16 protein-coding genes are annotated in these 24153 nt (G+C 74.7%); 10 read left to right on the top strand and 6 right to left on the bottom strand.

Annotated features, from left to right (window positions below; translation table 11 throughout):
* Positions 1–326 precede the first annotated feature (326 nt).
* From Phou_RS32125 to Phou_RS32115, 3 genes are all read left to right on the top strand, one after another.
* Positions 327–2558 (top strand): glycoside hydrolase domain-containing protein, encoded by a 2232-nt coding sequence (locus tag Phou_RS32125; protein WP_173064848.1) that lies wholly within the window; start codon positions 327–329, stop codon positions 2556–2558.
* Positions 2555–3829, top strand: a complete 1275-nt coding sequence (locus Phou_RS32120; RefSeq protein WP_173063055.1) for a glycosyltransferase — start codon at positions 2555–2557, stop codon at positions 3827–3829. Before Phou_RS32125 ends, Phou_RS32120 begins: the two co-directional genes overlap by 4 nt.
* A 96-nt stretch (positions 3830–3925) precedes the next feature.
* On the top strand, positions 3926–5137 hold the full coding sequence (locus Phou_RS32115; RefSeq protein WP_173063052.1) for a hypothetical protein: 1212 nt from the start codon (positions 3926–3928) through the stop codon (positions 5135–5137).
* Positions 5138–5188: 51 nt separating this feature from the next.
* Here the strand turns inward: Phou_RS32115 and Phou_RS32110 are convergent, their stop codons facing one another.
* Genes Phou_RS32110 through Phou_RS32100 form a run of 3 tightly spaced genes read right to left on the bottom strand, consistent with a single transcriptional unit; the run spans position 5189 to position 8105 of the window.
* On the bottom strand, positions 5189–5326 hold the full coding sequence (locus Phou_RS32110) for a hypothetical protein (RefSeq protein ID WP_173063049.1): 138 nt from the start codon (positions 5324–5326) through the stop codon (positions 5189–5191).
* Positions 5323–7524 (bottom strand): Hsp70 family protein, encoded by a 2202-nt coding sequence (locus Phou_RS32105; protein ID WP_173063046.1) that lies wholly within the window; start codon positions 7522–7524, stop codon positions 5323–5325. Before Phou_RS32105 ends, Phou_RS32110 begins: the two co-directional genes overlap by 4 nt.
* A 17-nt stretch (positions 7525–7541) precedes the next feature.
* Positions 7542–8105: a TetR/AcrR family transcriptional regulator gene (locus Phou_RS32100; RefSeq protein WP_173063043.1), complete on the bottom strand. Its 564-nt coding sequence runs from the start codon at positions 8103–8105 to the stop codon at positions 7542–7544.
* An 88-nt stretch (positions 8106–8193) separates the two neighbouring features.
* Between Phou_RS32100 and Phou_RS32095 the strand changes: the two genes are divergently transcribed.
* On the top strand, positions 8194–8673 hold the full coding sequence (locus Phou_RS32095) for a hypothetical protein (RefSeq protein ID WP_173063040.1): 480 nt from the start codon (positions 8194–8196) through the stop codon (positions 8671–8673).
* A gap of 226 nt (positions 8674–8899) precedes the next feature.
* On the opposite strand, the gene Phou_RS32090 is transcribed toward Phou_RS32095, so the two are convergent.
* Positions 8900–10216 carry a lipopolysaccharide biosynthesis protein gene (locus tag Phou_RS32090; protein WP_246273994.1) on the bottom strand — a complete coding sequence of 439 codons (1317 nt, stop codon included), beginning with the start codon at positions 10214–10216 and terminating at the stop codon, positions 8900–8902.
* 162 nt (positions 10217–10378) lie between these two features.
* Here Phou_RS32090 and Phou_RS32085 point away from each other — a divergent pair, with 162 nt between their 5' ends.
* Genes Phou_RS32085 through Phou_RS32075 form a run of 3 tightly spaced genes read left to right on the top strand, consistent with a single transcriptional unit; the run spans position 10379 to position 14672 of the window.
* The gene (locus Phou_RS32085) at positions 10379–10996 is read left to right on the top strand and encodes an FkbM family methyltransferase (protein ID WP_173063037.1); all 618 of its coding nucleotides are present in this window, start codon (positions 10379–10381) and stop codon (positions 10994–10996) included.
* Positions 10993–12876 (top strand): hypothetical protein, encoded by a 1884-nt coding sequence (locus Phou_RS32080; protein ID WP_173063034.1) that lies wholly within the window; start codon positions 10993–10995, stop codon positions 12874–12876. The genes Phou_RS32085 and Phou_RS32080 overlap by 4 nt, the downstream gene beginning before the upstream one ends.
* Before the next feature lie 50 nt (positions 12877–12926).
* A complete protein-coding gene (locus tag Phou_RS32075; RefSeq protein WP_246274093.1) occupies positions 12927–14672 on the top strand; it encodes an MmpA family trehalose lipid delivery protein in 1746 nt (581 codons plus the stop codon).
* Positions 14673–14727: 55 nt separating this feature from the next.
* Here Phou_RS32075 and Phou_RS32070 read toward each other — a convergent pair whose 3' ends face one another.
* Complete coding sequence (locus tag Phou_RS32070; RefSeq protein ID WP_173063032.1) at positions 14728–15906, bottom strand: glycosyltransferase family 4 protein; 1179 nt, start codon at positions 15904–15906, stop codon at positions 14728–14730.
* Between the two features lie 119 nt (positions 15907–16025).
* Here Phou_RS32070 and Phou_RS32065 point away from each other — a divergent pair, with 119 nt between their 5' ends.
* From Phou_RS32065 to pgfA, 3 genes are all read left to right on the top strand, one after another.
* A complete protein-coding gene (locus Phou_RS32065; RefSeq protein WP_173063030.1) occupies positions 16026–17702 on the top strand; it encodes a substrate-binding domain-containing protein in 1677 nt (558 codons plus the stop codon).
* Positions 17699–22675, top strand: a complete 4977-nt coding sequence (locus Phou_RS32060; RefSeq protein ID WP_173063028.1) for an alpha-(1->3)-arabinofuranosyltransferase domain-containing protein — start codon at positions 17699–17701, stop codon at positions 22673–22675. Before Phou_RS32065 ends, Phou_RS32060 begins: the two co-directional genes overlap by 4 nt.
* Before the next feature lie 71 nt (positions 22676–22746).
* Positions 22747–23766 carry a cell envelope lipid trafficking protein PgfA gene (pgfA, locus tag Phou_RS32055; RefSeq protein ID WP_246273993.1) on the top strand — a complete coding sequence of 340 codons (1020 nt, stop codon included), beginning with the start codon at positions 22747–22749 and terminating at the stop codon, positions 23764–23766.
* Positions 23767–23818: 52 nt separating this feature from the next.
* Here the strand turns inward: pgfA and Phou_RS32050 are convergent, their stop codons facing one another.
* Entirely contained in the window at positions 23819–24082 is a 264-nt protein-coding gene (locus tag Phou_RS32050) for a hypothetical protein (protein ID WP_173063024.1), read from the bottom strand.
* Positions 24083–24153: the final 71 nt, after the last annotated feature.

The raw sequence follows: 24153 nt of genomic DNA, 5'->3' as shown, positions 1-24153 counted from the left end.
CGTGCGCGGCCGGCAGGGGATCCGGTCGATCAGGGACCTCGTGGGTTGGACACGCCGGCCGACACGCCCACCGACTCCCTGATCAACCACCGGTGTCGGGCTCTTGGGGTGGGCCAAGCGATCGCGGAGGGTGAGGCCGCGGGAGCAGCGGTCCGGACCACCGCGGGCGTCGCGGTAGCTCGGATCTGTTTCGGTGTGAACCCACAGCTCCTCGCCGGGCGTGTCCGGCCGCCACAAGGCGGACCGAGTCGTTCGCAATCGAACACGGCGCGCGAATTTCACCCGAACGAAACCCAGGATGATCGTGGCCCGGGTATCGTCCCAGCATTCTCGACGACATCGACCCGTTCATCGGCACAGCCGCGACCGACCTGCCCCGAGGCGGCGGTCTCGCCTCCACGTGGTGGTGGCCCAAGCCCCAGGTGGGTAACACGCACCCGGGCGCCACCTCCCCGCTGGGGATGGTCTCCGCGTGCGCGTACTCGGGCGCCTACCCGACGGGGTACGGGCGGTACACGAAGAACACCGAGGGCCTGCCCGAGGAGATGTACGACCGGCTCCAGGCGTCCGGCTTCACCCACTTCCAGCAGTCCGGCACCGGCGCGATCCGCAAGTACTACAACTACGTGCGGGTCACCCCGATGGTGGAGCCGCTGGACGTGCTCGGGCAGGCGTGGGGGCTGTCCGACGAGGTCGCCGAGGCGGGGTACTACGCGGCGACGCTCGGCACCGGGGTGCGCTGCGAGCTGACCGTCGGCGCCAAGGTGGCGGTGCACCGGTACACCTTCCCCGAGGCGCGCAGCGCCCGCATCGTGGTCGACCTCTCCTGCGGCGGGCTGGACATCGAGCTCGGCCGCACCGTGCCGCTGCGCGCCCAGGTGGAAAACATGGGCCAGGGCCGCGCGCAGGGCACGGTCGTGATGGAGGGCGTGCCGCTTTCGGTGTACCTGGAGGTGGACAGCCCCGGCTGGCGCCCGATGCTCTGGTACGACCGGCGGCTCATCGACGGCGGCACCCGCCTGGACTTCGACAGCATCCGGCACACGACGCTGCGCCCGTTCGGCATGCTCTTCATGGGCCCGGCGACCGCGGGCCAGACCATCGAGGTGCGGCTCGGCTTCTCGCTGCGCGGGTGCGACCAGGCCCGCCGAAACCTCGAGCGCGAGTGCTGGCCGACGCAGCCCGCGTTCGAGGCGGTGCACGCCGCCACCCGCACCCGCTGGGCCGACCACATCGACCGGGTCCGGGTCGAGGGCGGCACGCCCGCGCGGCGCACGGTGATGGCGACCGCGCTGTACCACTCGCTGATCAAGCCGTGCTTCGCCGACGACGAGAGCCCGTTCTGGCCCACCGCCGGGCCGTACGCGTTCGACATCTGCACGATGTGGGACATCTACAAGACGCAGCTGCCGCTGCTCGCGGCGATCGTCCCGGACCGCGCGACGGACCTGCTGGAGTCGCTGATCCGGGTGTGCGAGGAGGAGGGCAACTTCCCCAACGGGTACCGGATGGCGCGCGGCGCCGACCGCTTCTTCCGCCAGGCGAGCGCGCTCGCGCACACCGCGCTGGCCGACGCCCACGCGCTGGGCCGGCCCGGCGTCGACTGGAGCTGGGCGCTCGTGCACATGGTCGACGACCTGCGCCGGCTGTACGGCGAGGACTTCTTCGAGCACGGCGTGGTGCACCCGATCACGCACACGCTCGACCTGGCGTACGCGCACTACTGCACCGCGCAGGTGGCCCGCGCGCTCAACGACCGCCGCCTCGCCGACGACCTCGAACGGCGCAGCTGGCAGTGGTCCAACGCCTTCGACCCGGACACCGGGCTGCTGCGCGACTCGGACTTCTACGAGGGCGGCAAGTGGAACTACTCGTTCCGCCTGCTGCACGACATGGCCGGGCGGATCGCGCTGGCCGGCGGCGACGCGGCGTTCGTCGAGATGCTCGACCGCTTCTTCGGCTTCGGCGCCGCGCCGGTCAAGCAGCCCGGCCTGCGCCCCTCGCCGGTCGAGATGGCCGCCGGGTTCGCGCTCAACCGCTTCGAGGGGCTGAACAACGAGCCGGACATGGAGGTGCCCTGGGCCTACCACTACGCCGGCCGCCCCGACCGCACCGCCGAGGTGGTGCAGGCGGCGCTGGCGTGGCAGTTCGGCACCGGCCCCGGCGGGCTGCCCGGCAACGACGACTCCGGCGCGCTCAGCTCCTGGTACGTGTGGGCCTCCATCGGCCTGTTCCCGGTGGCCGGGCAGAGCCTCTTCCTGCTCAACGCGCCCGCGTTCGAGCGCGCCACCCTGCGGGTGGGCGACGAGGAGCTCGTCATCGAGACGAGCGGGCACCGCGGGACGCCCATCGGTGCCGACGGCATCGGCGACGAGCCGCCGACGCAGTACGTCCAGTCGGCCACCCTCAACGGCGAGCCGCTGCACACCACCCACCTCAGCGCCGCCGCCGTCCACCGCGGCGGGCGGCTGCACCTGCGGCTGGGCACCCAGCCGTCGTCCTGGGGATGCGAGACCCGACCACCTTCCCACTCCCCGCCCCCTGAGGAAGCGCCATGAACCAACCCTCCCGCCGCCTCGTCATCGTGGTCAGAGCCGACCCGGTCATCTGCGGCCACGCCGGCGAGGCACGCAACCTCGCCGAGGTCGCGCTCACCCGCGGCTTCGACGACGTGCGCCTGCTGACCTGGCCGATACCGGCGCTCCAGGCGGCCGGGCTCCCGCTCAAGCCGCTGGACCGCCTGCTGCCGTACAGCCCGGGGATCACCGTGGAGCGGCCGGAGCCGGTGGGCGACTACCGGGTGCCGGACGGGCGGCACATCGCCGGCCTCACCGGCCGCCTGGTCGAGCTGCTCGCCGAGCGCGTGCCCACCACCTGCCTGTCCATGTACCTCGTACCGCACACGACGGTGGTCAACGACGCGGTCACGGCGGCGCGGGCGGCCGGCTTCGCGCCGGACGTGCGCACCGTCGCCAAGGCGGTCGGCTCCGACGTCACCAACGTGATCAGGTCATGCCTGCGCGAGGGGCGCCTCGGCGCGGCCACGGTCCTGTTCACCACGTTCCTCGCCAGCGATGCGCTGGTCGCGGTCTCCGAGTACACCCGGGACGAGATCATCGCCTCGGCGCAGGAGGTGGACGCGCACTGCGGCACGTCGTTCGCCGAGGAGTGCCGGCGCCGGGTGACGGTCAGCTACCCGCCGATCGACGCCTCGGCGTACCTGAACCTCGACCCGGCCGAGGTCGACGCCGCGCTCGCCCGGCGCGGCCTGACCCGCGGCGGCTACATCCTCTTCCTGTCCCGGGTGGCCCGGGCCAAGGGCATCTACGACCTGATCATCGCGTACGGCCAGATGCGCTGCCGCGACAAGGTGCGCCTGATCGTCGCCGGCACGGGCCCGGCGCTGGAGCACGTGCAGGCGATGTCCAAAGAGGACGAGCGGATCACGTACCTGACCGACGTGGACGACGTCGAGAAGCCGCTGCTGATGGCGGGCTGCGCCGCGTACGTGCTGCCGACCAAGCCGGAGCCCGACTTCGTGGAGACGTTCGGCATCGCGCTGGCCGAGAAGATGCTCGCCGGCGGCGGTCCGATCGTGACCACCCTGACCGGCGGCACCGGCGAGGCGGTCGGCGACACGGCGGTCATCGTCGAGCCGGGCGACATCGCCGCCCTGGCCGAGACCGTCGACCGCGTGGTGCTCGACATGTCCGAGGCGGAGAAGCGCGACCTGGAGGTGCGGGCGCGGGCCCGCGCCATGCTCTTCGACCGCGGCGTCGTCTTCGACGGCCTCTTCCCCTCCGCGGAGCCCGCCACCGCCATCGGCTGACGCCGGCACCCGGGGCTTTGTCCGATCGAGGACAAAGCCCGGGTGTGCCTGGGCTTCGACCGCCCGTCCGACGTGGACGGTGGTACAACGCTGTGCATGTCGTGGCGTGAGTTCCTCGACGGTGCCGCCTACCCTCTGGCCGCGGCGCTGCTGTTGTACCTCGGGCTGCTGTCGTTCGGCGCGGCCGGCTACGTCGTCCAACGCCTTATGACCGGCTACTCGGCGGTGGTAGCCGTCTTCGTCCGCGCCCGGGGACGGCGGCGCACGCCGGTGACGGGTTGGTTGGTTCTCATCGTGGCGCTCGTCTTCCCGGGAGCGTACATCTATCTCGCGGTGTCAGAGCTGGCGCGCTGGTTCGAGGTTCCGGCCGCCGGTGCCCGAGTGGTCGGGGCCGCCGGCGCCGCCGGCGCGATCCTGATCTTCATCGACGGCTTGGCATTCGCCGCGCGCCCACGACCGCGGCCGTGGCGGCTGACGCTCGCCGACGCCCGGCTGCCGGCGGTCTTCGCCCAGCTGCACCGGAGCGGGCGGCTGCGGGTCGCGCTGCAGATTTACTGGGGCTCGATGTGGGCCGCTGTGCCGACCGTCGTCACTCCGCTCGTCTGGATCGCCGCGGTGAGCAAGGCGAACGCGCTCCGGCCGGTCACGCCGGACACCTTCACCGGCATGGTCGTTGGCACGCTCGCGGTGACGGCCATCGGGGTGTGCGAGGTCTTTCTGTCGCCGCCGAGCCGGCGGCTGCCCGCCGCGGCGGCGCTCGTGGCGTTGGGCGGTATCGATCACATGGCAAAGGGCCGGACCCAGCGCCCTGGCCCGATTTCCGCCAACGGCGATCCGCTGGCCTGGTACCGGCCGCGGCTACTCGCCATCGGGGTGCTCATCGACCGTGAGGCGAGGCGGCTGGATTCGGCCACCCGCGGGCTGGGCCAGCATCCGGTGGCCGCGATCCTGCGCGCCGGCGCCGCCCGACTGCGCCACTTCGCCACCGGCGAGCAGTCCCTCGTGAACCGGCTCCCGGACGACATCCGCGAGCTGGTGACCACGCTGATGGTCGTGCTGGCCGGACCCGCGCGGGGCGAGCCGTACCGGGAGCTGGCGACGATGGTCGGCGCGTTCGACGCCGAAGGGCGTTCGGCGCCGATGCCACGGCGCCGGTGGCCGTCGCTGGAGACCGCCCTCACCCGGGTCGGGCAGGGCTCGGAGGCCCTGCACAAGGTCCTGATCCTGCTCCTTCTCGGCGGGGTCGCCATGCTTGTGTTCCTCGGCCGGATCGAGCTCGGCGACCTGGGCGGCATCCTCCCGCCGTGACGCTGACCCGGGCGCCGTCCGCCCCGGTGATCGCGCTCGCCTCGGGCGCGGTCACCAGCGCAGTTCGAGGCCGAGCGGACCGCGCACGTTGACCGACGCCCGGAGCGCGCCAGCGCGTAGAACGGGTACGGGTCGTCGAGGTGGGCGCCCAGCGGGGTCGTAGCTCTCGGCGAGCTGGCTACCGGTCATCCCGGCTCCTGTTCGAAGAGCACCACGCCGTTGCCGCCGACCGCGATGTACCGGCCGTCCGGGCTGAACCGGGCCGAGCGCGGCTCGAAGGTGAGGGCGAGCGTCCGCTGGGCGGCGCCGGGTGCGGTGGGGTCCCAGATCCGCACGGGGTACGCGGTGAAGACCGGGCCGAAGCCGGCGGTGAGCACGCGCTCGCCGTCGGGGCTGAAGTCCACGACGGGCACCTCGCCGGGCTGGGCCTCGGCGAGGGTGGCCTGACGCCGGCCGGTTCGGGTGTCCCACAGCAGGGCGCCGCCGGTGTCGCTGCCCGTGACGACGGTCCGGCCGTCCGGGCTGAACGCCACCGCGTGTGCTGGTCCACTGTGGTCGGTGAAGGTCGGGTCGCGGCCGGCGGACGAGTCCCACAGCCAGAGCCCGTCGAAGCCGGCCGCCGCCAGCGCCGTACCGTCGTGGTTGAAGTCGACCGCCAGCACGCTCTTGCCGCCGGCGGCCGCGAGCCTGCTGGTCCGCAGGCCCGCCGCCACATCCCACACCTGGACCTCGTCGCCCACCGCCACGGCGAGCCTCTGCCCGTCCACCGTGGACGCGAGCGCGCCCGGGTTGGCGCCGACGGTCAGGGGCCGCGCGAACTGGGTGCGGTCCGAGACGTTCCAGATCCGCACCTCGCCCCGGTCGCCGGCGACGGCCAGCCGCGCGCCGTCCACGAACGCCACCGCCGTGACGGTGCCGACGCCGGCGACCAGCGAGCTGCCCAGCTGGAGCCGTTTCCCGACGTCCCAGATCTGCACCGTCTGGTCGCCGTCGTTGACCGCGAGCAGTTTGCCGTCCGGGCTGAACTCCACGTCTCGCACGACCCGCCCGCCGGTGGCGAGCACGTGCTGCCGGAGCACGGTGGAGGTGTCCGGGCCGCCGCCGATGCCGAGCGCCGGCAGCAACCGGGGCACGGCCAGCACGGCGACCGCGACCACGAGCCCGGCCAGCGCCAGCGCGGCCAAGGCCCGCCTGCGCCGCGGCACCCGCGGTGCGGTCCGCTCCGGCGCGACCTCGTCGACCGGCGGCGGGTGCGGTGCCGGGTCCTGGGCTGGAACGGGGTGCGGGGCTGAGGCCGGGGCCGGGGTCGGCATCCGGGGCAGGGGGCCGAGCGCACCCTCGGCGACCACGAGCTCCGGCTGCTCGACCACGGTGGGCGCGACGCCGAACTCGCGGTGCAGCAGCGTCGCCGCCAGCGGCAGCCGGCTCGCGCCACCGACCAGGAAGACCGCCGCCACCGCGCCCGCCGGCACGCCGGCCGCGTCCACGGCGGCGCGGGCCGCGGCGACGGTGCGGGCCACGAGCGGGGTGGCGAGGCGCTCGAGCTCCTCGCGCCCCAGCGGGAGGTCCTGTTCGAAGAGCGGCACGTACACGGAGGTGCGCGGTGCGCGGGACAGCATCTCCTTGGCGGTGCGCACGTCCTCCCACAGCTGCCAGGCGGCCCGCCGGTCGGCCGATGACGCCGGCACGGTCAGCCGCCGCCAGGTCGCCGCGTCCCGCGCGGCCAGCGACTCGCCCAGCCCGGCGACCACCGCCGCGTCGATGTCGGCGCCACCCGTCTCGGCCAGCCCTTCGACCGCCAGCAGCGCGAACCCGTCCCGCGTGCGGCGCACCACCGATGCGTCGAAGGTGCCGGCGCCGAAGTCGTACACGACCGCGCACGCACCCTCCGCCAGCCACGCACCCTGCGTACCGATGAAGTACCCGGCGGCCGCCACCGGCTCCGGCACCACCTCTTCGACCACGAGCCCGGCGCGGGACGCGGCGGTCGCGAGCAGGTCCCGCCGCGGCGGACCCCAACCGGCCGGGCAGGTGAGCACCGCGGCCGTCACCGGTGTGCCGGCGACCCGTCCGGCCTCGTCCCGCACCCGGGCGAACACCGCCGCCACGAGGTCGGCCACCGGCACCTCCACGTCGCCGAGCAGCACCGGCGTGGAGGCGCCCACCAACCGCTTGGGCGCGGGCTCGAAGCAATCCGGCCGGCTCCGCGCGGTGTGCCGCGCGTCGCGGCCGGTCGACAGGCCCGCCCCCGGGTCCGCGCAGACCCCGGACGGCAGCACCGGTGAACCCTCGAACAGCAGCGGCCGGGCCCGCCCGTCCGGCCACGCCAGGACGGCCGTCGTGTTCGAGGTGCCGAAGTCGATGCCGAGCCGGAACCGAGGGGTCACCGCACCAACGATAGGGCTCAGGTCTTCTTTGGACGGTCCAGCAGAAGGTCGGCGGCGCGGGACAGGACCTGGGCGCGGGTGCGGCCGCCGTGGTCGGCGGCGAGGAAGTGCTCGCCGATCGCGACGCAGAAGGCGATCAGGCTGCGGGCCTCGACCTCGTCGGGGTCGGGGCAGAAGGTGCCGATCATCTCGCGCAGCAGCCCCATGCGCCGGTTGTCCACCCGGCGCAGGCGGGCGGCGACCGCCTCGTCGCGGCGGGCCCAGTCGCGCACCGCGAGGTCGATCGGCAGGAGGCGGTCGCTGGAGAACGTGAGCAGCCCCGCTCGCTTGATCTTCGTACGCGGGTCGCCGCCCTCCCGCTCGACGCGTTCGAGCACCTCGTCGGTGCTCTCCCGCTCCCAGGTGTCGAGCATCGCCTCGAGCAGCGCGTCCCGGTCGGCGAAGGAGCCGTAGAAGCCGCCCTTCGTGACGCCGAGGTTCTTGGCCAGCACCTCCACGCGTACGGCGTCCGGCCCGCCCTCGGCCAGGGCCCGCAGCCCTTCCTCGACCCACCGCTCACGCGTCGTGCGCGTCGCGCCCACGATGTGCCCCACCTCTCATATACGCCACCGTATAAACGGTCTAGCCTGCTTCTTATACGGCAGCGTATACAAGAGCGGAGGCTGTGACATGACCACCCGCACAGTAGAGAGCGCCGTCTGGACCCACGACCTGCCGGCGCCCGTGCGCGCACTCAGCGCGTTGCCCGCCGTCGACTACTGCGACCGGTTCAGCCTCGCCACGGACGTGGTGGCGACGCCGGAGCGGTGGGCGCGGGCGATGTTCGGCGACGTGCCGAGCCCTGGCGAGATCCTGGTCTGGCGCGTCATCCTGGGCCTGCGCCTCAGCCCCGGCCGGTCACCGTCCACAGTGGCCGGCTGGCGGATCGGCGGCCGCGGCGACGGCTGGATCCGGCTGGAGGCCGCCTCCTGGTTCCTGGCCGCCAACATGGTCGTGCGGGCCGAGGGCGGGGAGGCGTCGCTCGTGACCTACGTGCGCTACGCCCGCCCGCCGGCCAGCGTCGCGTGGCCGGTCCTCTCCGCCCTGCACCGCCGCCTGGTCCCCGGCGTGATCCGCGCCGCCGAAACGAGGATCCAGCACGAGATGTGAGCCTTCTGGAGAAGATCCAACCCGAAACAGATCCGGGCTACCGCGATGCCCGCCGCGGTGCAGACCGTTGCTCCCGCGGCCTCACCCTCCGCGGTCCCTCAGCTCACCCCAAAGTGCCCGCTCCCGCGAATCCAGGGGAAATCTCGAAGCTCACCCCGCCCGCACCCGATCGCACGGTGGACGGACCCCGCGCGGCGGTGGGGGACACGACGGGCCGGATGGGCGTCTACGGTGCGGGACTCGCGCGGGCGAAGGAGGTGGTCGTGCGGCGCAGGGCCAGGGCGGACAGGGCGAGCGCCACCGCCGCCGTCGCGGCCGAGCACCACATGATCGCGGTGAACGTGCGCGGCGCCACCCACTCGGTCGTCACCACCAGGACGGCGCAGGCCACCCAGAGCCCGGCGGACGGCCAGCGCGCGCCCGCCGCCACCTGTGCGTTGACCACCACGAACACCAGCGCGTACAGGGCGCCGGTCAGCGCGAACACCGGCGCGTACCGGCCCAGGTCGGCGTAGTCGGGCCCGCCGGCCAGGCGGAAGGCGAGCGCGCCGGCCACCGCCGAGGCCGTGACCAGGAGCAGGCCGGAGGCGGCCACGAGTGCGGTGGCCACCACCAGGCTGCGGCGGCTGCCGCGCGCGAGCCTGGGCAGCGCGATCACGGTCACCACCTGCGGCGCCCAGATCGCGCCCTTGGTCAGCACCGTGCCGACCGCGTAGGCGCCGGACGCCGCCGCCGGGAGCAGGTGGCGGGCCAGCAGCAGGTCGGCGTACGAGGCGACGAGCATCGCCAGCGTCGCCGAGCTGGCGGTGACCACCTGCCGCACGGTGATCCCGCCGCCCGCCGACCCTTGGGAACGGGTCCGGGCGAGGAGGGCGAGCGCGGGCGGGATCAGCAGCGCGGTGAGGGTGCCGGCCAGGACGGAGCCGGTCAGGCCGGCGCCCAGCGCGAGCCCGGCCACCAGCCCGCCGTACCGGCCGAGGGACAGGATGCCCATCCCGACCGCGAGGCGCATGAACCGCTCGTCGCCCTGCATCTCGCCCAGCCAGCGGCCGGCGGCCACGATCGCGCCGGTGTAGACCGCCAGCAGCGGGATGACGGCGAACGGCAGGTCGAGCAGCCCGCCCGCCACCGGAGTCAGCGCGACCACCACGGCGGCGCAGGCCGCGGCGGTCAGCCAGCCCACCCGGCCGGCCGGTGCGTCCGGGTGGCGGGCGCGGTGGACGGCGACGGCGATCTGCAGCCCCAGGCCGGGCACGCCGACGATCGAGCCGATCGCCGCGACGGTGGCCAGCGCGCCGAGGTCGCCGGCGCTCAGCTGGCGGGCGCCGACCACCGGCACCAGGTACGCGGCCGCGCTGGAGACGGCACCGGCGACGGCGACGGCGGCACCGGCCACGCCCACGCGGCGGCGCCGGATCGCCTCAGCCTGTGCCATCGTCACCTCGCAGCCGCGCTCGCGGATCCAGTGCAGGTTACTGATGAGAAACTTGGCGGTCCACCCGGTCGCTGAAAAGGCGGCGGGGCGGCTAGTGTTCCCCACCATGGCCGGCACCTTGTCATCGACGCTGAGCGCGCGATTCGCCGCGGGCATGCCGGCGGGTCTGGTGGGCTCGGCGATCCGGACCGTCTACCCGCGGGTGGAGCCCGAGCTCGCCCGCCTCGCCTCGTACGCGCCGCGCGGCGGGACCGCCGTCGATGTCGGCGCGTGGTACGGGCCGTGGACGCGGGGCTGCGCCGCCTCGCCGACCAGGTGGTCGCGCTGGAGCCCGCCGCCGAGCTGGCCGGCCTGGTCGCCGCCGCCTACCCGGACGTGCGGGTGGTGCGGGCGGCCGCCTCCGACCACGTGGGCACGGCGACGCTCTACCTGCCCGACGGCGGCCCCGGCGTGGGTACGTCCTCTGTGGAGCATGGCGAGGGCCGGCCGGTGGAGGTGCCCCGCGCGACCGTGGACAGCCTGGAGCTGACCGACGTGCGGTTCATGAAGATCGACGTCGAGGGGCACGAGCTGCCGGCGCTGCGCGGCGCCGAGCGGACGATCCGGCGGGACAAGCCCCTGCTGCTCGTCGAGGTGGAGGAGCGGATCCAGCCGATCGAGCCGATCCTCGCCATGCTGGGCGGCTGGGGCTACCGGGCGTACGTGATGCCCCGCGACCGCTGGCTGCCGCTGGCCGAGTTCGACCTCGTGGCGCACCAGCGCGCGGCGGTCGGCCGGGTGCGGCACAGCTTCGCCCGGCGGGTCGTCGCGCCCTGGCCGAGGTACGTCAACCTGGTGCTGTTCCGTCCCAGCGAGCGCAGCGAGTCCCGCCCCGAGGAAACCGCATGAGCGTGGACACGGCGCCCGCGCCGGCGCCGCGGGCCACCGCGACCGTCGCGGTGCCCGCCTGGATCGCCCGCGACCCGCTGCACGTGGTGGCGGCGGTGCTGATCGCCGCGAGCGTGGTGTGGCGGGCCACGATCACCACCCGCGGGTACCTGACGGCGGACGACTTCCCGCTCATCGCGCAGGCGGACGAGGCCGGCCTCAGCCTCGACCACCTCTTCGAGCTGTACAACAACCACCTCATGCCGGCCGGGCGGCTGGTCCTCTGGGTGACCCACCGGCTGACCGGGTTCGACTACTGGCCGTACGCGACACTCATGATCATCGGCCAGCTCGCGGTGGCGGTGGCGTTCTACCGCCTGCTGCGGCTCATGCTGCCGGCGACGTGGGCGCTGCTGGTGCCGCTGTGCCTGTTCCTGTTCTGCCCGCTCACCCTGGAGATCAGCGCGTGGTGGGCGGTCGGCATGAACCTGCTGCCGATGCAGCTCGCGATGATCATGGCGCTCGCGGCACAGGTGCGGTACATCCGGACGCGCCGGCGCCGCCACCTGGCCTCGCTGGCCGGGTGGGTCGTGTTCGGGCTCGTCTTCTTCGAAAAGTCGCTGCTCGTCGTCGCCCTCGTCTTCCTCGTCACGGTCTGCCTGTACTCGCCCGGCGGCCCGGTGCGGGCGGTCGTGACGGCGATCCGCCGGTGGCCGCTGTCGTGGCTGGTGCTCACCGTCATCTCGGCGGCCTTCCTCGCCGGCTACCTGTCGCTGTCGACCTCGTCGCTGCGCGAGCCGACCTCCAGCGGCGAGGTGGGCACCTTCCTGCAGCAGTTCTTCGGGCAGTCGCTCAGCTCGGGCTTCCTCGGCGGCCCGTGGAGCTGGCTCGACGCCTCGGACGGCCCGGCCGTCGCCGCCCCCACGATCACCGCCCAGCGGATCTCCTGGGTGCTCGTTCTCGCGCTGGTCGCCGTGACGCTGTGGCTGCGCCGCGGCGTGGCCCTGCGCGCGTGGGTCCTGCTGCTGCTCTACTCCTCGCTGTCCGCGGGGATCATCGGCGCCACCCGCCTCGGCTCGGTGTTCAGCGGCGTTGCCGGCCTCGTGCCGCGCTACATCGGCGACGTCCTCGTGGTCGCGGCGATCTGCGTCGGGGTGGCGCTGTGCGGGCTGCGCCGGGACGGCGACGAGGGCGACGAGGGCGGCGGGAAGGACGAGCCGGCGCCGGCCGCCGTGCGGGCGCACCCGCGACCGTTCGCCGCGGCGCTGGCGGCCGCCACGGTGCTGCTGGTCGGCAGCAGCCTCTACAGCGGCGTCGACTTCGGCACCGACTGGGCATCCAAGCAGGGCCGCGACTACCTGAACACCGCACGGGCGGGCCTCGATGCGGCCGAGCCCGGCACCGTGTTCATGGACCAGCCGGTGCCGGAGGCGGTGGTCGCCCGGCTCTCCGCGCCGTGGAACATGCAGTCCCGGTTCTTCTCCCCGCTCGACGAGGACCCGGTGTTCGTGACGCAGGCGCGGCAGCTGTGGGTCTTCGACTCCTCCGGCAAGGTCCGCCCGGCGTGGGTCAAGGGCGTCAAGGCCCGCCCGGGGCCGGCGCCCGGCTGCGGCTACCAGGTCACCGGCGGGCAGCCGGTCGCGGTACCGCTCGACGGCACCGTGGTCGAGTACTGGCAGGCGGTGCGGATGGCGTACCTCGTCGACCGGGACACCACGGCCACGTTCCGGATCAGCACCGGCGAGACGAAGACGTTCGAGGTGCGCCGCGGGCTGAACGCGATCTTCCTGCTCCTCTACGGCGGCGGCAGCCAGGTCGAGCTGACCGTCGCCGACCCAGAAGCCAGCTTCTGCACCAACGAGATCGAGATCGGCGAGCTCGTGCCGCAACCGATCGGATAGCGGTGCGCCTCCGCGCGCTCGTCCCGCACGCCACCGCCGCGGTGATCACGATGGTCGTGCTCGCCCCGCTCGCGGCGCCCGGCTACGTGCTGCGGTACGACATGGTCTTCGTGCCCCGGCAGCGGCTGACCTGGGAGATGGTCGCGCCGGCCGACGCGCTGCCCCGGGCGGTACCGCTGGACGCGCTGGTCTCGGTCGCGAACCTCGCCGTGCCGGGCTGGCTGCTGCAGCGGCTCGCGCTGGCCGCCATCGTCTACCTCGCGGCGCTCGGCATGGCGCGGCTCGTACCGTCCGGCCGCACGCTGCCCAAGGTCGTCGGCGCGGTCGCCTACGCCTGGACGCCCTTCCTCGCCGAGCGCCTGCTGCTCGGCCAGTGGGGGCTGCTGCTGGCGTACGCCGCGCTGCCCTGGCTGGTGGCGGCGGCGCGCGACCTGCGGGCTGGCCGGCCCGGCGCGCTGGCCCGGCTGGTCCTGGCCGCGGCGCCGGCCGCCGTGACGCCGACCGGTGGGCTGATCGCGCTGGCCACGGTCGTGGTGCTGCTGGCAGCCACGACGGACCTGGCGCGCCAGGCCGTCGCCGCCGGTGCCGTGGCCGCCCTGTGCCTGCCGTGGGTGGTCGCCGCGTTGACCAGCACGGCCGGTGGCCGGTCCGACCCGGCGGGCGTGGACGCGTTCGCCGCGCGCGCCGAAAACTGGAGCGGCGCCTGGGGCGCGGCGGCCGGCACCGGCGGGATCTGGAACGCGCAGACCGTGCCCGCCAGCAGGGCGTCGGCGCTGGTGCCGCTGGCCACGCTGGCGCTGCTCGCGGTCTGCGCGACCGGCTTCGTCGAGCTGCGCCGCCGGTGGCCGGGCGGTGCCGTGCGGCTGGCCGTGCTCGCCGCCGGCGCGCTGCTGCTGGCCGTCGCCGGCACCCCGCCGGCCGCGCCCGTCCTGCGGTGGCTCGTGGCGAACGTGGCCGGTGCCGGCCTGCTGCGCGACGGCCAGAAGTTCCTGATCCCGTACGCGCTGCTGATGGCGGTCACGTTCAGCGTCGGCGCCGAGGTGCTCGCGCGGTGGCTGTCCGGCCGGCTCGACCGCACCGCCGGGCGGGTCGTACTGGTGGCGGCGGCCCTGCTGCCGGTGGCGATCCTGCCCGACCTCGCGTTCGGCGTCGGCGGCGAGCTGCGCCCGGTGCGCTACCCGGCCGACTGGGCGGCGGTGTCGGCGCGGGTCTCCGCCGCGCCGGGCGAGGTGCTGTCCCTGCCGTTCCACGGCTACCAGGGCTACCGGTGGAACCGCGGCGAGGTGGTCCGCGACCCGGCGCCGCGCTTCCTCGACGCGCCGGTGCTGATGAACGACGCGCTCCAGGTCGGCGACGTGACCGTCGACGGCGAGAGCCCCAGGGCGGCCCGGGTGCGGGCGGCGCTGGCCGCGGGCGAGCCGGTGGCGCCGCTCGGCGTGCGGTGGGTGCTGGTCCGCAAGGAGCCCGGCCTGGATGTTGCGGCCTCGGCGCTGGCCGGGCTGCGCCCCGCCTACGACGGCCGGTACCTGGCGCTCTGGGAGAACCCGGCGGCGGCGCCGGCCGGCGCGGATCCGCCCCGGCGGTGGCCGGCGGCCGCCGCGCACCTGCTCGCCGCCCTCGTGGTCGTCGTCGCGGCGATCTCCCTGCTGCGCACACGGCGCAGGGCGTGGTACCGTCCCGACACTCGTGAATCCGAGGAGGGGTCACAATGGCCAAGCTGGCCACGTTCGTCGTCGCGGCCGTCCTCGGTGCGGCGCTGGGCATCATCGGCGTCTACGCCACCGTCGGAGCGGTGAGCCCGTCGGCCGACCACGTCGCCGACGAGACCACCGAAAACCCCGTAGAGACGGTCTACGGCACCCGCTGATCCTGCGTAGTGGAGGTCCGCGGTAGCTGGTCGGCGACAACGCCGGCGAAGGCCGCCGCGGACACGTCCCAGGTGAAGCGCCGGGCGTAGTTTCGCGCCGCGCCACCCATCCCGGCCCGGCGGTCCGCGTCGCGCAGGAGGCGGCGCACCGCCTTGAGAAACTCGAGCTCGTCGTCGACCAGCAGGCCCGTGCGGCCGTCGACGATCGCCTCGCAGACGCCGCCCGCCGAGCGGAAGGCGACCGAGGGCGTCCCGTGCGCCGCGGCCTCCACGATCGTCAGCCCCCAGCCCTCCTTGATCGAGGGCGTCACCGCGAGCCAGGAACGGCACAGCAGCGCGTGTTTGTCCTCTTCGGACACGAAGCCGGTGAACCGGACGCGGTCCTCGATACCGAGGTCGGCGGCCAGCCGGCGCAGCGGCGCCTCCCACCACCCCTGGCCGGCCACCACCAGCTGGAGGGTTGGCATCTCCAGCGAGAGCAGGGCGGTCGCGCGCAGCGCGAGCTCCACCCGCTTGTGCGGCACGAGGCGGCCGAGCACGAGCAGGCTCGGGTGATCGGTGCGCGCGACCGGCGGCCCGACCGCGGCCGGCGTGCCGTTGCGGATGATCGTTATGCGATCGGCATCAACGCCGAGCCCGACGAGCTCGTCGCGGCTGGACTCGGAGACCGTCACGTACCGGCAGCCGCGGTAGACCCGGATCGCCAGGCGCGACTCGATCCACCAGCCGATCCGCGCCGGTACCGGCCCGAAGATGACCCGCCACTGCTCGCGGTGCACGTGGTGTACCAGCGCGACCACCGGCCGCCGGGCGTAGAGCCGGCTGAGGAACGGCAGCCCGTTGCACACGTCGACGATCAGGTCGGGGCGGCCGAGGCGGCGGCCGGACAGCGGGCCGAACCCGAGCGCCCCGGCCAGGTAGACCAGCGCCGCGAAGAGGTACACCGTGTGCCGGCCACCGCGCCGCACGACGCGTACCCCGTCGGCTTTGGTCTCCTCGGCCGGCGCGCCGGCGTACGCCTGGCAGAAGATCGTCGAGGTGTACCCGCGCGCGGCCATCTCGGCGGCCACCCGCTCGATGTAGACCTCCGAGCCGCCGCCCTCGGGGTGGCGCGTGTCCCGCCAGTTCAGGAACAGTACGTGGCGACTCAGGGCGTCCGTCATGGTCCCCTCGTCACCCCTACTCGCGAGTACGATATGCGGTCGCGTCACACTAGGGCGCTCACCGCACGATCCGCAACGCCCCCTGCGGATCGGAGCCAACGCGACGCACAGGAGGATTCGTGACGGACAGCGGCGTGCGACGCCGGCCGGAGTTCTGGCCTGTCGTCGTGCTGAGCGCCGCTCTCGTCGCCGTGCTGGGCGGCTGGACCGCGGTCAGCTACCTCGACCGCACCCGCAACGACCCGGCCTGCACCAAGCGCACCGCGCTGCGCGTCGTGGTCGCGCCGAGCGTGACCGGGGCGGCCCAGGAGGTGGCCGGGCGGCTCGCCGAGCGCGAGCGCTGCCTGGACCTGGTGGTCGAGGCCCGGGAGTCGGTGCAGGTGCTGCGCGACCTGACCGGCGCGGTGCCGGTCGCCTCCTCCCCCAGCGCCGCGCCGCCGACGGCCGCGGCCGCACCACCGCCCGACGTCTGGCTGCCGGAGTCCACGCTGTGGCTGCGGCGGGCCCGCGACGCCGGCGCGTTCGCGGTGCCCGAGACCGGCGTGCCCGTCGCGAGCACCCCCGTCGTCCTGGCCCTCGACCGGCGCACCGCCACCCGGCTCGGCTGGCCCGGGCGGGCGCCGACCTGGCCCGCCCTGCTGCGCGCCGAGCGCCCGGCGGTGCCGGTCGTCGTGCCGGACCCGGCGGTCAGCCCGCTCGGCTTCGGCGCGCTGGTCGGCATCCGCGCGGTCGCCGGCGACACCCCCGGCGCGGCCGCCGCGATCATGCGCCGCCTCGCGCCGCGTACCGCCGCGGTGGCCGGAGAGGCCCCTCCCGCCCCGGTCGGCCCCGGCAAGGCCGAGTCCGCGGTCGTCAGCACCGAGCAGGAGGTGCTGCGCGGCGGCGGCGAGCGGGTCGCCGTCTACCCGCCGTCACCGGTGCCCGGCCCCGACTACCCGTACGCCGTGCTCTCCTCGGCCGCGTCCCGCGAGGGAGCCGCCGCGTTCCTGCGCGCGCTGCTGGCCGACGAGGGCGCCGCCACGCTCGCCCGGCACGGCCTGCGCACCCCCGCCGGGAAGCCGCCGGCCGGTGCGGCCACCCCCGGACAGATCCGCGAGGCGGCGTACCGGCCGGTGCCGGTGCCCGCGGCCACGGAGGCCGCCGAGCTGCTCAACGCCTGGGGCGGGGTGCACCTGACCGCGCGTCTCCTGGCCGTGCTGGACGTGTCCGGCTCGATGGCGGCGCAGATCCCCGGGGCGCGGGAGACCCGCCTGTCGGCGACCGTCAAGGCCGCGCAGGGCGGCGTGCGGCTGCTGCTCGACGCGACCGAGATCGGCCTGTGGACGTTCTCCACCGACCTTGACGGGCAGCGCGACTACCGGGAGATCGTGCCGGTCGGCCCGGTCGGGCCGAGGCGCGCGCAGATCGTCGAGCGGCTCGGCGAGGTGCGGGTCAAGCCCAACGGCGGCACCGGGTTGTACGACACGACGCTCGCCGCGTACCGCGACAGCGCCCGCAACTGGACCCCCGGGCGGATCAACCTGCTGCTCGTGCTCACCGACGGCACCGACGACAACGCCAGCGGGATCAGCCGCCCGCGGCTGCTGCGCGAGCTGGGCGCGTTGCAGGACAAGCGCCGGCCGCTGCCGATCCTGTTCATCGGCGTGGGCCCGGACATCGACCGGGAGGAGCTGGACCAGATCGCCAAGGCCACCGGCGGCCGGGTCGCGCTGACCCCGAACCCGGCCGGCATCCGGGAGATCTTCTTCACCGCGCTGTCCGAGTTCAGCTGCCTGCCCCCGAAGTGCCGCCGATGACCGCCGCGACGGAGGAACGGGTGGCCGCCGCGGTCCCCGCGCCCGCGCCGGCCGAGACCGGCGGCGGTCTGGCCGGCCGGCGGCTCGGCGCGCTCGCCGGTGCCCTGCTGCTCGTCGTGATCGCGGCGCTGCAGCGGCCGGGCGAGGTCACGTTCGACACCAAGCTCGACCTGGCGGTCGACCCGCTGGCCTTCATGGGCCGCGCGCTGCACCTGTGGAACCCGGAGGCCACCTCCGGCGAGCTGCAGAACCAGGCGTACGGCTACCTGTTCCCGATCGGGCCGTTCTTCGCCGCCGGCGACCTGCTCGGCGTACCGCCGTGGATCACCCAGCGGGCGTGGTGCGCGCTGCTGCTGTGCACGGCGTACCTCGGCGTGCTGCTGCTGGCCGGCGCGCTGCGGATCGGGACGCCGTCCGGCCGGCTGCTGGCCGCGCTCGCCTACGCGCTCGCGCCCCGGATGCTCACCGAGATCGGGCCGCTGTCGTCGGAGATCCTTCCCGTGGTCATGCTGCCGTGGGTGCTGCTGCCGCTGGTGGCGGTACGCCGGATCGGCTCACCCCGGCGCGCGGCGGCCCTGTCCGGCCTCGCGGTGCTCTGCATGGGCGGCATCAACGCCGCCGCGGTCGTGATGGCCCTGGTGCTGCCCGGGCTGTGGCTGGCCACCCGGCGGTGGGACCGGGAGCTGCTGCGGCTCGCCGCCTGGTGGTGCGCGTGCGTCGCCGGCGCCACGCTGTGGTGGATCGCGCCGCTGCTGCTGTTCGGCCAGTACAGCCTGCCGTTCCTGGACTACATCGAGACCTCGGCGACGACGACCGCGGTCACGTCGCTGTTCCAGGCCACCCGCGGCACCAACCAGTGGGTGGGCTACATCGTGCAGGGCGAGCCGTGGTGGCCGGCCGGCTGGATCCTGGTCGACAACCCGGTGCTGATGGCCGCCACCGCGCTCGTCGCGGTCACTGGGCTCGTGGGGCTCACCCTGCCCGGCCTGCCCGAGCGGCGCTTCCTCGTGCTCGGCATGACGACCGGGCTGACCCTGCTCACGATCGGCTACCTCGGCACGCTGGACAGCCCGCTCGCCGCCACGGCCCGCGACCTGCTCGACGGCCCCCTCGCGCCGCTGCGCAACGTGCACAAGTTCGAGCCGGTGCTGCGCCTGCCGGTGGTGCTGGGCCTCGCGTACGCGGCGAGCCGCCGCTTCGGCCTGCGCCGCCTGCGGGCGCCGGCCGCGCCGGTAGTGGCCTGCCTGCTGATCGCGGCGGCGGCACCGGCGTGGCTGTTCCTGCTGCGGCCCGGGCCGGGCTGGACGGACGTGCCGCCGTACTGGCGGCAGGCGGCGGGCTGGCTGTCCACACAGGACTCCACGGCGCGCACGCTCGTCGTGCCCGGCTCCGGCTTCGCGCTGAACACGTGGGGTCGCACCGTCGACGAGGCGATCCAGCCGCTGGCCGGGGCGCCGTGGTCGACGCGGCACCAGATCCCGCTCGGCTCGGAGGGCAACATCCGCGTGATGGACGCGGTCGAGGCGGTGCTCGCCCAGGGGCGCGGCTCGCCCGGGCTCGCCGACTTCCTGGCCCGCTCCGGATACCGGTACCTGCTGGTGCGCCACGACGTCGACCGCGCGGCGACCGGTGCGCCGCCCGCCGCGGTCATCCGGGCCGCCATCGCCGGCTCGCCGGGCCTGACCCCGGCGGCGTCGTTCGGCCCCGAGGTGAGCACCGGCGGCAGCCCGGTCGACGCGGGCACCGCCGTACCGGCGATCGAGATCTTCCAGGTGCGCCCGGCCCTGGGGCTGGCGGGATCCAGTCCGAGGAGCGAAGCGACGAGGCCGGATGGCGCCGGCCTCCCAGGGCCCACAGCGAGCAACGCGAGCGCAGCAGGCCCCGCCGCGCCGGTGGCCTCGGCGACCGCGCTCGCCGGCGTGCCGGTGGTCAGCGGCGGGCCGGAGTCGCTGCTGGGCCTGCTGGAGCAGGGGCTCGTCGACGGCCGGCAGCCGGTGGTGCTGGCCGGCGACGCGGGCGACCTCGACGTGGCCGGGCGGCCGTGGCTCGTCACCGACGGGCTGCGCCGGCGCGAGCTCAACGTCGGCCGCATGCGCGACAACGTGAGCTACACGCTGACCGAGGACGAGCAGACCCGCCAGCGCCGCCAGCGCGACGACCTCATCCCGTTCCCCGCGGACGGGCACCAGACGGTCGCGGCCTACCAGGGCATCCGTTCGGTGGACGCGTCCAGCAGCGGCGGGTACGCCGACACGATCGGCGCCACCGACCCGTCGTACCTGCCGTTCGCCGCCCTGGACGGCGACCGCCGCACGATCTGGCGCTCCGACCCGTTCGGCGCGCCGGTCGGGCAGTGGCTGGAGGTCTCGTTCGACACGCCGCGCCGGGTGGACGAGCTGACCGTCGACTGGGTGGACGACCTGCGGGTGGGCTCGCCGGTCGGCTTCGTACGGATCACCACCGACCAGGGCGCCGTCGACCGGGAGCTGCCCGAGACCCCGGGGCCGCACCGGCTCTCCACGCTGCCCGGCCTGACCGCCAAGGTGCGCGTGACGGTGCTCGCGCTGCGGCCCGGCCACGAGGGCGGCGCGGTGGCCCTGCGCGAGCTCGGGGTCCCTGGCCTGGCCGCCCAGCGTGGCCTGCGCGCGCCGGACGACGCCGCCGGCGGGCGCGCGCCCGTCTACGCGTTCAGCCGCGCGCCGCAGGACCGTGGCGCCTGCTACGCCTCGGGCGGGCAGACCCGGTGCGACCAGTTCCTGGCCCGCGAGGGCGAGGAGCCGCTGGGGCTGGACCGGTTCTTCAGCACGCCGGTCCCCGCCACGTACGACCTGCGCCTGACCGCGCGTCCGCGGCCGGGCGGCCCGGTGCCCGTGCGGCTGCCGGTGACCGCGACGGCGTCGTCGGTGCTGACCGGTGACGCCGCGGTCGCCGCGTACGCCGCCGTCGACGGCGACCCGGCCACCGCGTGGCTCGCCGAGCCGGTCGACCAGGCGCCGACGCTGCGCCTCGCCTGGGACACGCCGCGGGCGGTCGACCGGCTGCGGCTGGTGCCGGCGTCCACGCCGGTGGCCGCCACGCCCCGCGCGGTGCTGGTGCGCACCCCCGCCGGCCAGAGCGCGGCGAGCGTCGACGCGGACGGCTGGGTCAGCTTCCCGCGGGTGACCACCGACCGGCTGGAGATCGAGGTCACCGGGTACGACGCGCGCCTGGCCGACACCCGCGGCGCGGGATGGCCGGCACCGGTCGGCGTGGCGGAGGTCGAGGTGCCGGCGCTGTCGTCCCTGCTCCGCCCGGCGGGCGCGGACACGCCGGTCACCGCGGCGTGCGGCAGCGGGCCGACCGTCGAGCTGGACGGCGTGGCCTACCCGACCTCGGTCACCGGCACGCTCGCCGACGTGCGCGCCGGGCGTTCGCTGCCGCTGGCGATCTGCGACGACTTCAGCGAGGGCAGAGTGGAGCTGCCCGCCGGCGAGCACCGGCTGCACACCACGCCGTCCGCGTCGTTCGTCGTCGACTCCGCCGCGCTCCTGCCGGGCGGGACGGGCGCCGCGCCGGCACCGGTCCAGCGCGCCGTCGAGGCGGTCGAGTGGCATCCCACCGCCCGCACGCTCACCGTGGCGGGCGGCGAGGCCGCGCTGCTGGTCGTACCGGAAAACTTCAACGCCGGCTGGACGGCCACGCTGGACGGCCGCCGGCTGCCCGCGGTGCGGGTCGACGGGTGGCAGCAGGCGTTCACGCTGCCGGCCGGTGCCGGCGGGACGGTGACGCTGACGTTCACCCCGGACCGCCCGTACCGGACGGGCCTGGCGGCCGGCGCCGGCGCGGTCCTGCTCGTCGGGCTGCTGGCGCTGGTGCCGGCCCGGCGCCGCCGCACGGCCGTGCGGCCCGGACGGACGGCCACCTGGTGGGTCGCCGTGCCGCTGATGGCGCTCGCCGTCGCCCTCGGCGGCGTCGCCGCGGCCGTCCTGCTCATCGCCGCGATGCTGGTGCGCCAGCTGCGGCCGGGCGCGCTGCCCGGGATCGCCGCGGTGGCGGGCGCGACCGCCGCGGCCGTCGCGGTGGTCGGCCGGGTGCAGGGACACGGCCAGGACTGGGCGTACGGCGGGCTCGTGCAGGCCGCGATGCTCGTGGCGGTGGCCGCCGTGGCCGCGACGCTCACCCCGTCGGCCCGCGCCGAGCCCGAAGCCGAGCCGCTCGTACCGCCGGAGCCGCCCGACCCGCACCGCGCCACCGTCGGCCGTTCGATCCGGCTCTTCCGCGGCTTCCTGCACGAGCAGAGCGACCCGGACAGGTTCTACTCGATGCTCGCCGACGACTCCGCGCGCCAGCTGGGCTCCTATGTGGACCTGGACGGCGCCGTGGTACTGGACGTCGGCGGCGGCCCCGGCTACTTCTCCGCGGCGTTCCGGCAGGCCGGCGCGGCGTACGTGGGACTCGACCCGGCCGTGGGCGACTTCGCCGCCGGCGGCGCGCCGGTCTCCGGCATGATCCGCGGCGCCGGCACCGCGCTGCCCGTCCGGTCCGGCGCGGTCGACGTCTGCTACTCCTCCAACGTGCTGGAGCACGTCGCCACGCCCGAGGAGATGCTCGACGAGATGCTGCGGGTGACAAGGCCCGGCGGCACTGTCTACGTGTCGTTCACGCCGTGGCTGTCGCCGTGGGGCGGGCACGAGACCGCGCCGTGGCACTACCTCGGCGGCGAGCGGGCCCGGCGGCGGTACGTGCGGCGCATGGGCCGGGAGCCCAAGAACCGGTACCGGCACACGCTCTTTCCGGTCAGCGCCGCGCGGGCGATGCGCTGGGCACGCCAAGCCCGCCGGGAAGGGCGCGTCGAGATCGTGGACGTTCTGCCCCGTTACCACCCTCGATGGGCATGTTGGGTGGCCCGGATCCCCGTCCTCCGGGAGGTGCTGACGTGGAACTTCACGATGATTCTGCGACACCACCGATCCCAGGGGTCGCCACAGATGTGACTCAGTAGTAACCTGCTCGCCAGCCGGCGGACACACCCCCCACCTGTCCGTCCTTACAATGTGGAGGCGCAATGAGGTCCCGCGTGACCCATGCCGTGCTACTCGGCCTTGGTGCCCTCGCGCTAGTTTTCGCCGCGGGATTGGCCTTCGTCGTCGGGCCCCGGGTAAACCAGCTTCCTTACGATCTGGAGCGCACACAGACGGTCGCGGAGGCACCCAACGCGACCTTCATGCAGATAACGAACGGCCAGGTGGCGGTCAACACGGGCACGCTGCGCTCGACCATCACCGTCTCGCCCGACCGGGCGCAGACCGCCGACCTCGAGGGCGACCTCGACGGCAAGGCGGTCGTGTGGGTGGTCGGCCAGGAGGTCGTCCGCACCGACACCAACGATCTGGTCAGCGCGTACAGCACGGCGCTGGCGCTGGACCGCAAGACCGGCGCGGCCCTTCCGTGGGACAAGCAGTGGCTGGACACGGGCAGCGACCGCCAGGAGGTCGACTACTCGGGCCAGATCTACAAGTTCCCGTTCGGCACGGAGAAGAAGACCTACCAGATCTTCGACCGTGACATCCTCGCCACCCAGCCGGCCGTCTTCGTCAAGACCGAGGAGATCGAGGGCCTTTCGACCTACCAGTTCACCCAGGAGATCCGCGGTGGACGCCAGGAGGTGCCGGCCGACCGGCTGCAGATCCTGCTGGGCCAGCTGATTCCCGGCGCCACGTCCGGCCAGATCGTCTACAACAACACCCGCACGGTGTGGGTGGAGCCGACGACCGGGCAGTACATCAAGGTCCAGGAAAAGCAGGAGAAGAACCTCGTCGCCGACAGCGGCCAGTCCGTGCGGATCCTGGACGCGACGTTCACGTACACCGACGACACCGTCGCCAGCAGCGCCGACCGCGCCTCGTCCAACCGGCAGCTGCTGCAGATCGTCACGCTGTGGGCCCCGATCGGCCTCGCGGTGCTCGGCCTGATCCTCATCGCGATCGCGATCGTGCTGGCCAGCCGCCGCGGTGGCCGGCACTCGAGCCCGGCCGCGGTCGCCTCGGCCAGCTCGGGACCCAAGCCGGTCAAGACCTCGTCGTAGCGAAGGCCGTCCGGCCCGGCCACCGGCTGGGCCGGGCGACCGCACCGGTCCCTCAGAAGACCTGGATCAGGACGACCATGAGCAGGCCGGCGCCGATGATGGCGAGCGCGACGATCCGGCGGACGCTGCGGCGCGGCTCGGTGGTCATGTAGTCGGCCAGCTGCTCGTACGCCTGGACGTTGCCCGCCGGCGAAAACGGGCTCGTGTACTTCACTTCCGGCGCCGCGGGCGGCGGCGTGACGTCGTGCTCGGTGCCGGTCGGCCGCACCCGCGGCGGCAGCCGGCGAAACCTGCTGCGATCGGGTCCCTCGTCCACGCCGCCATGGTGGCAGACCGCCGCCCGCGGCTCTCCCGGCGGCGCCGGGGCGCCGCCGGGAGAGCCGGACG

Origin of the sequence: Phytohabitans houttuyneae, assembly GCF_011764425.1 — a bacterium.
Classification (GTDB): Bacteria; Actinomycetota; Actinomycetes; order Mycobacteriales; family Micromonosporaceae; genus Phytohabitans; species Phytohabitans houttuyneae.
The sequence above is the reverse complement of the archived record's forward strand: the minus strand, read 5'-3'. Positions and strand labels throughout refer to the sequence as shown.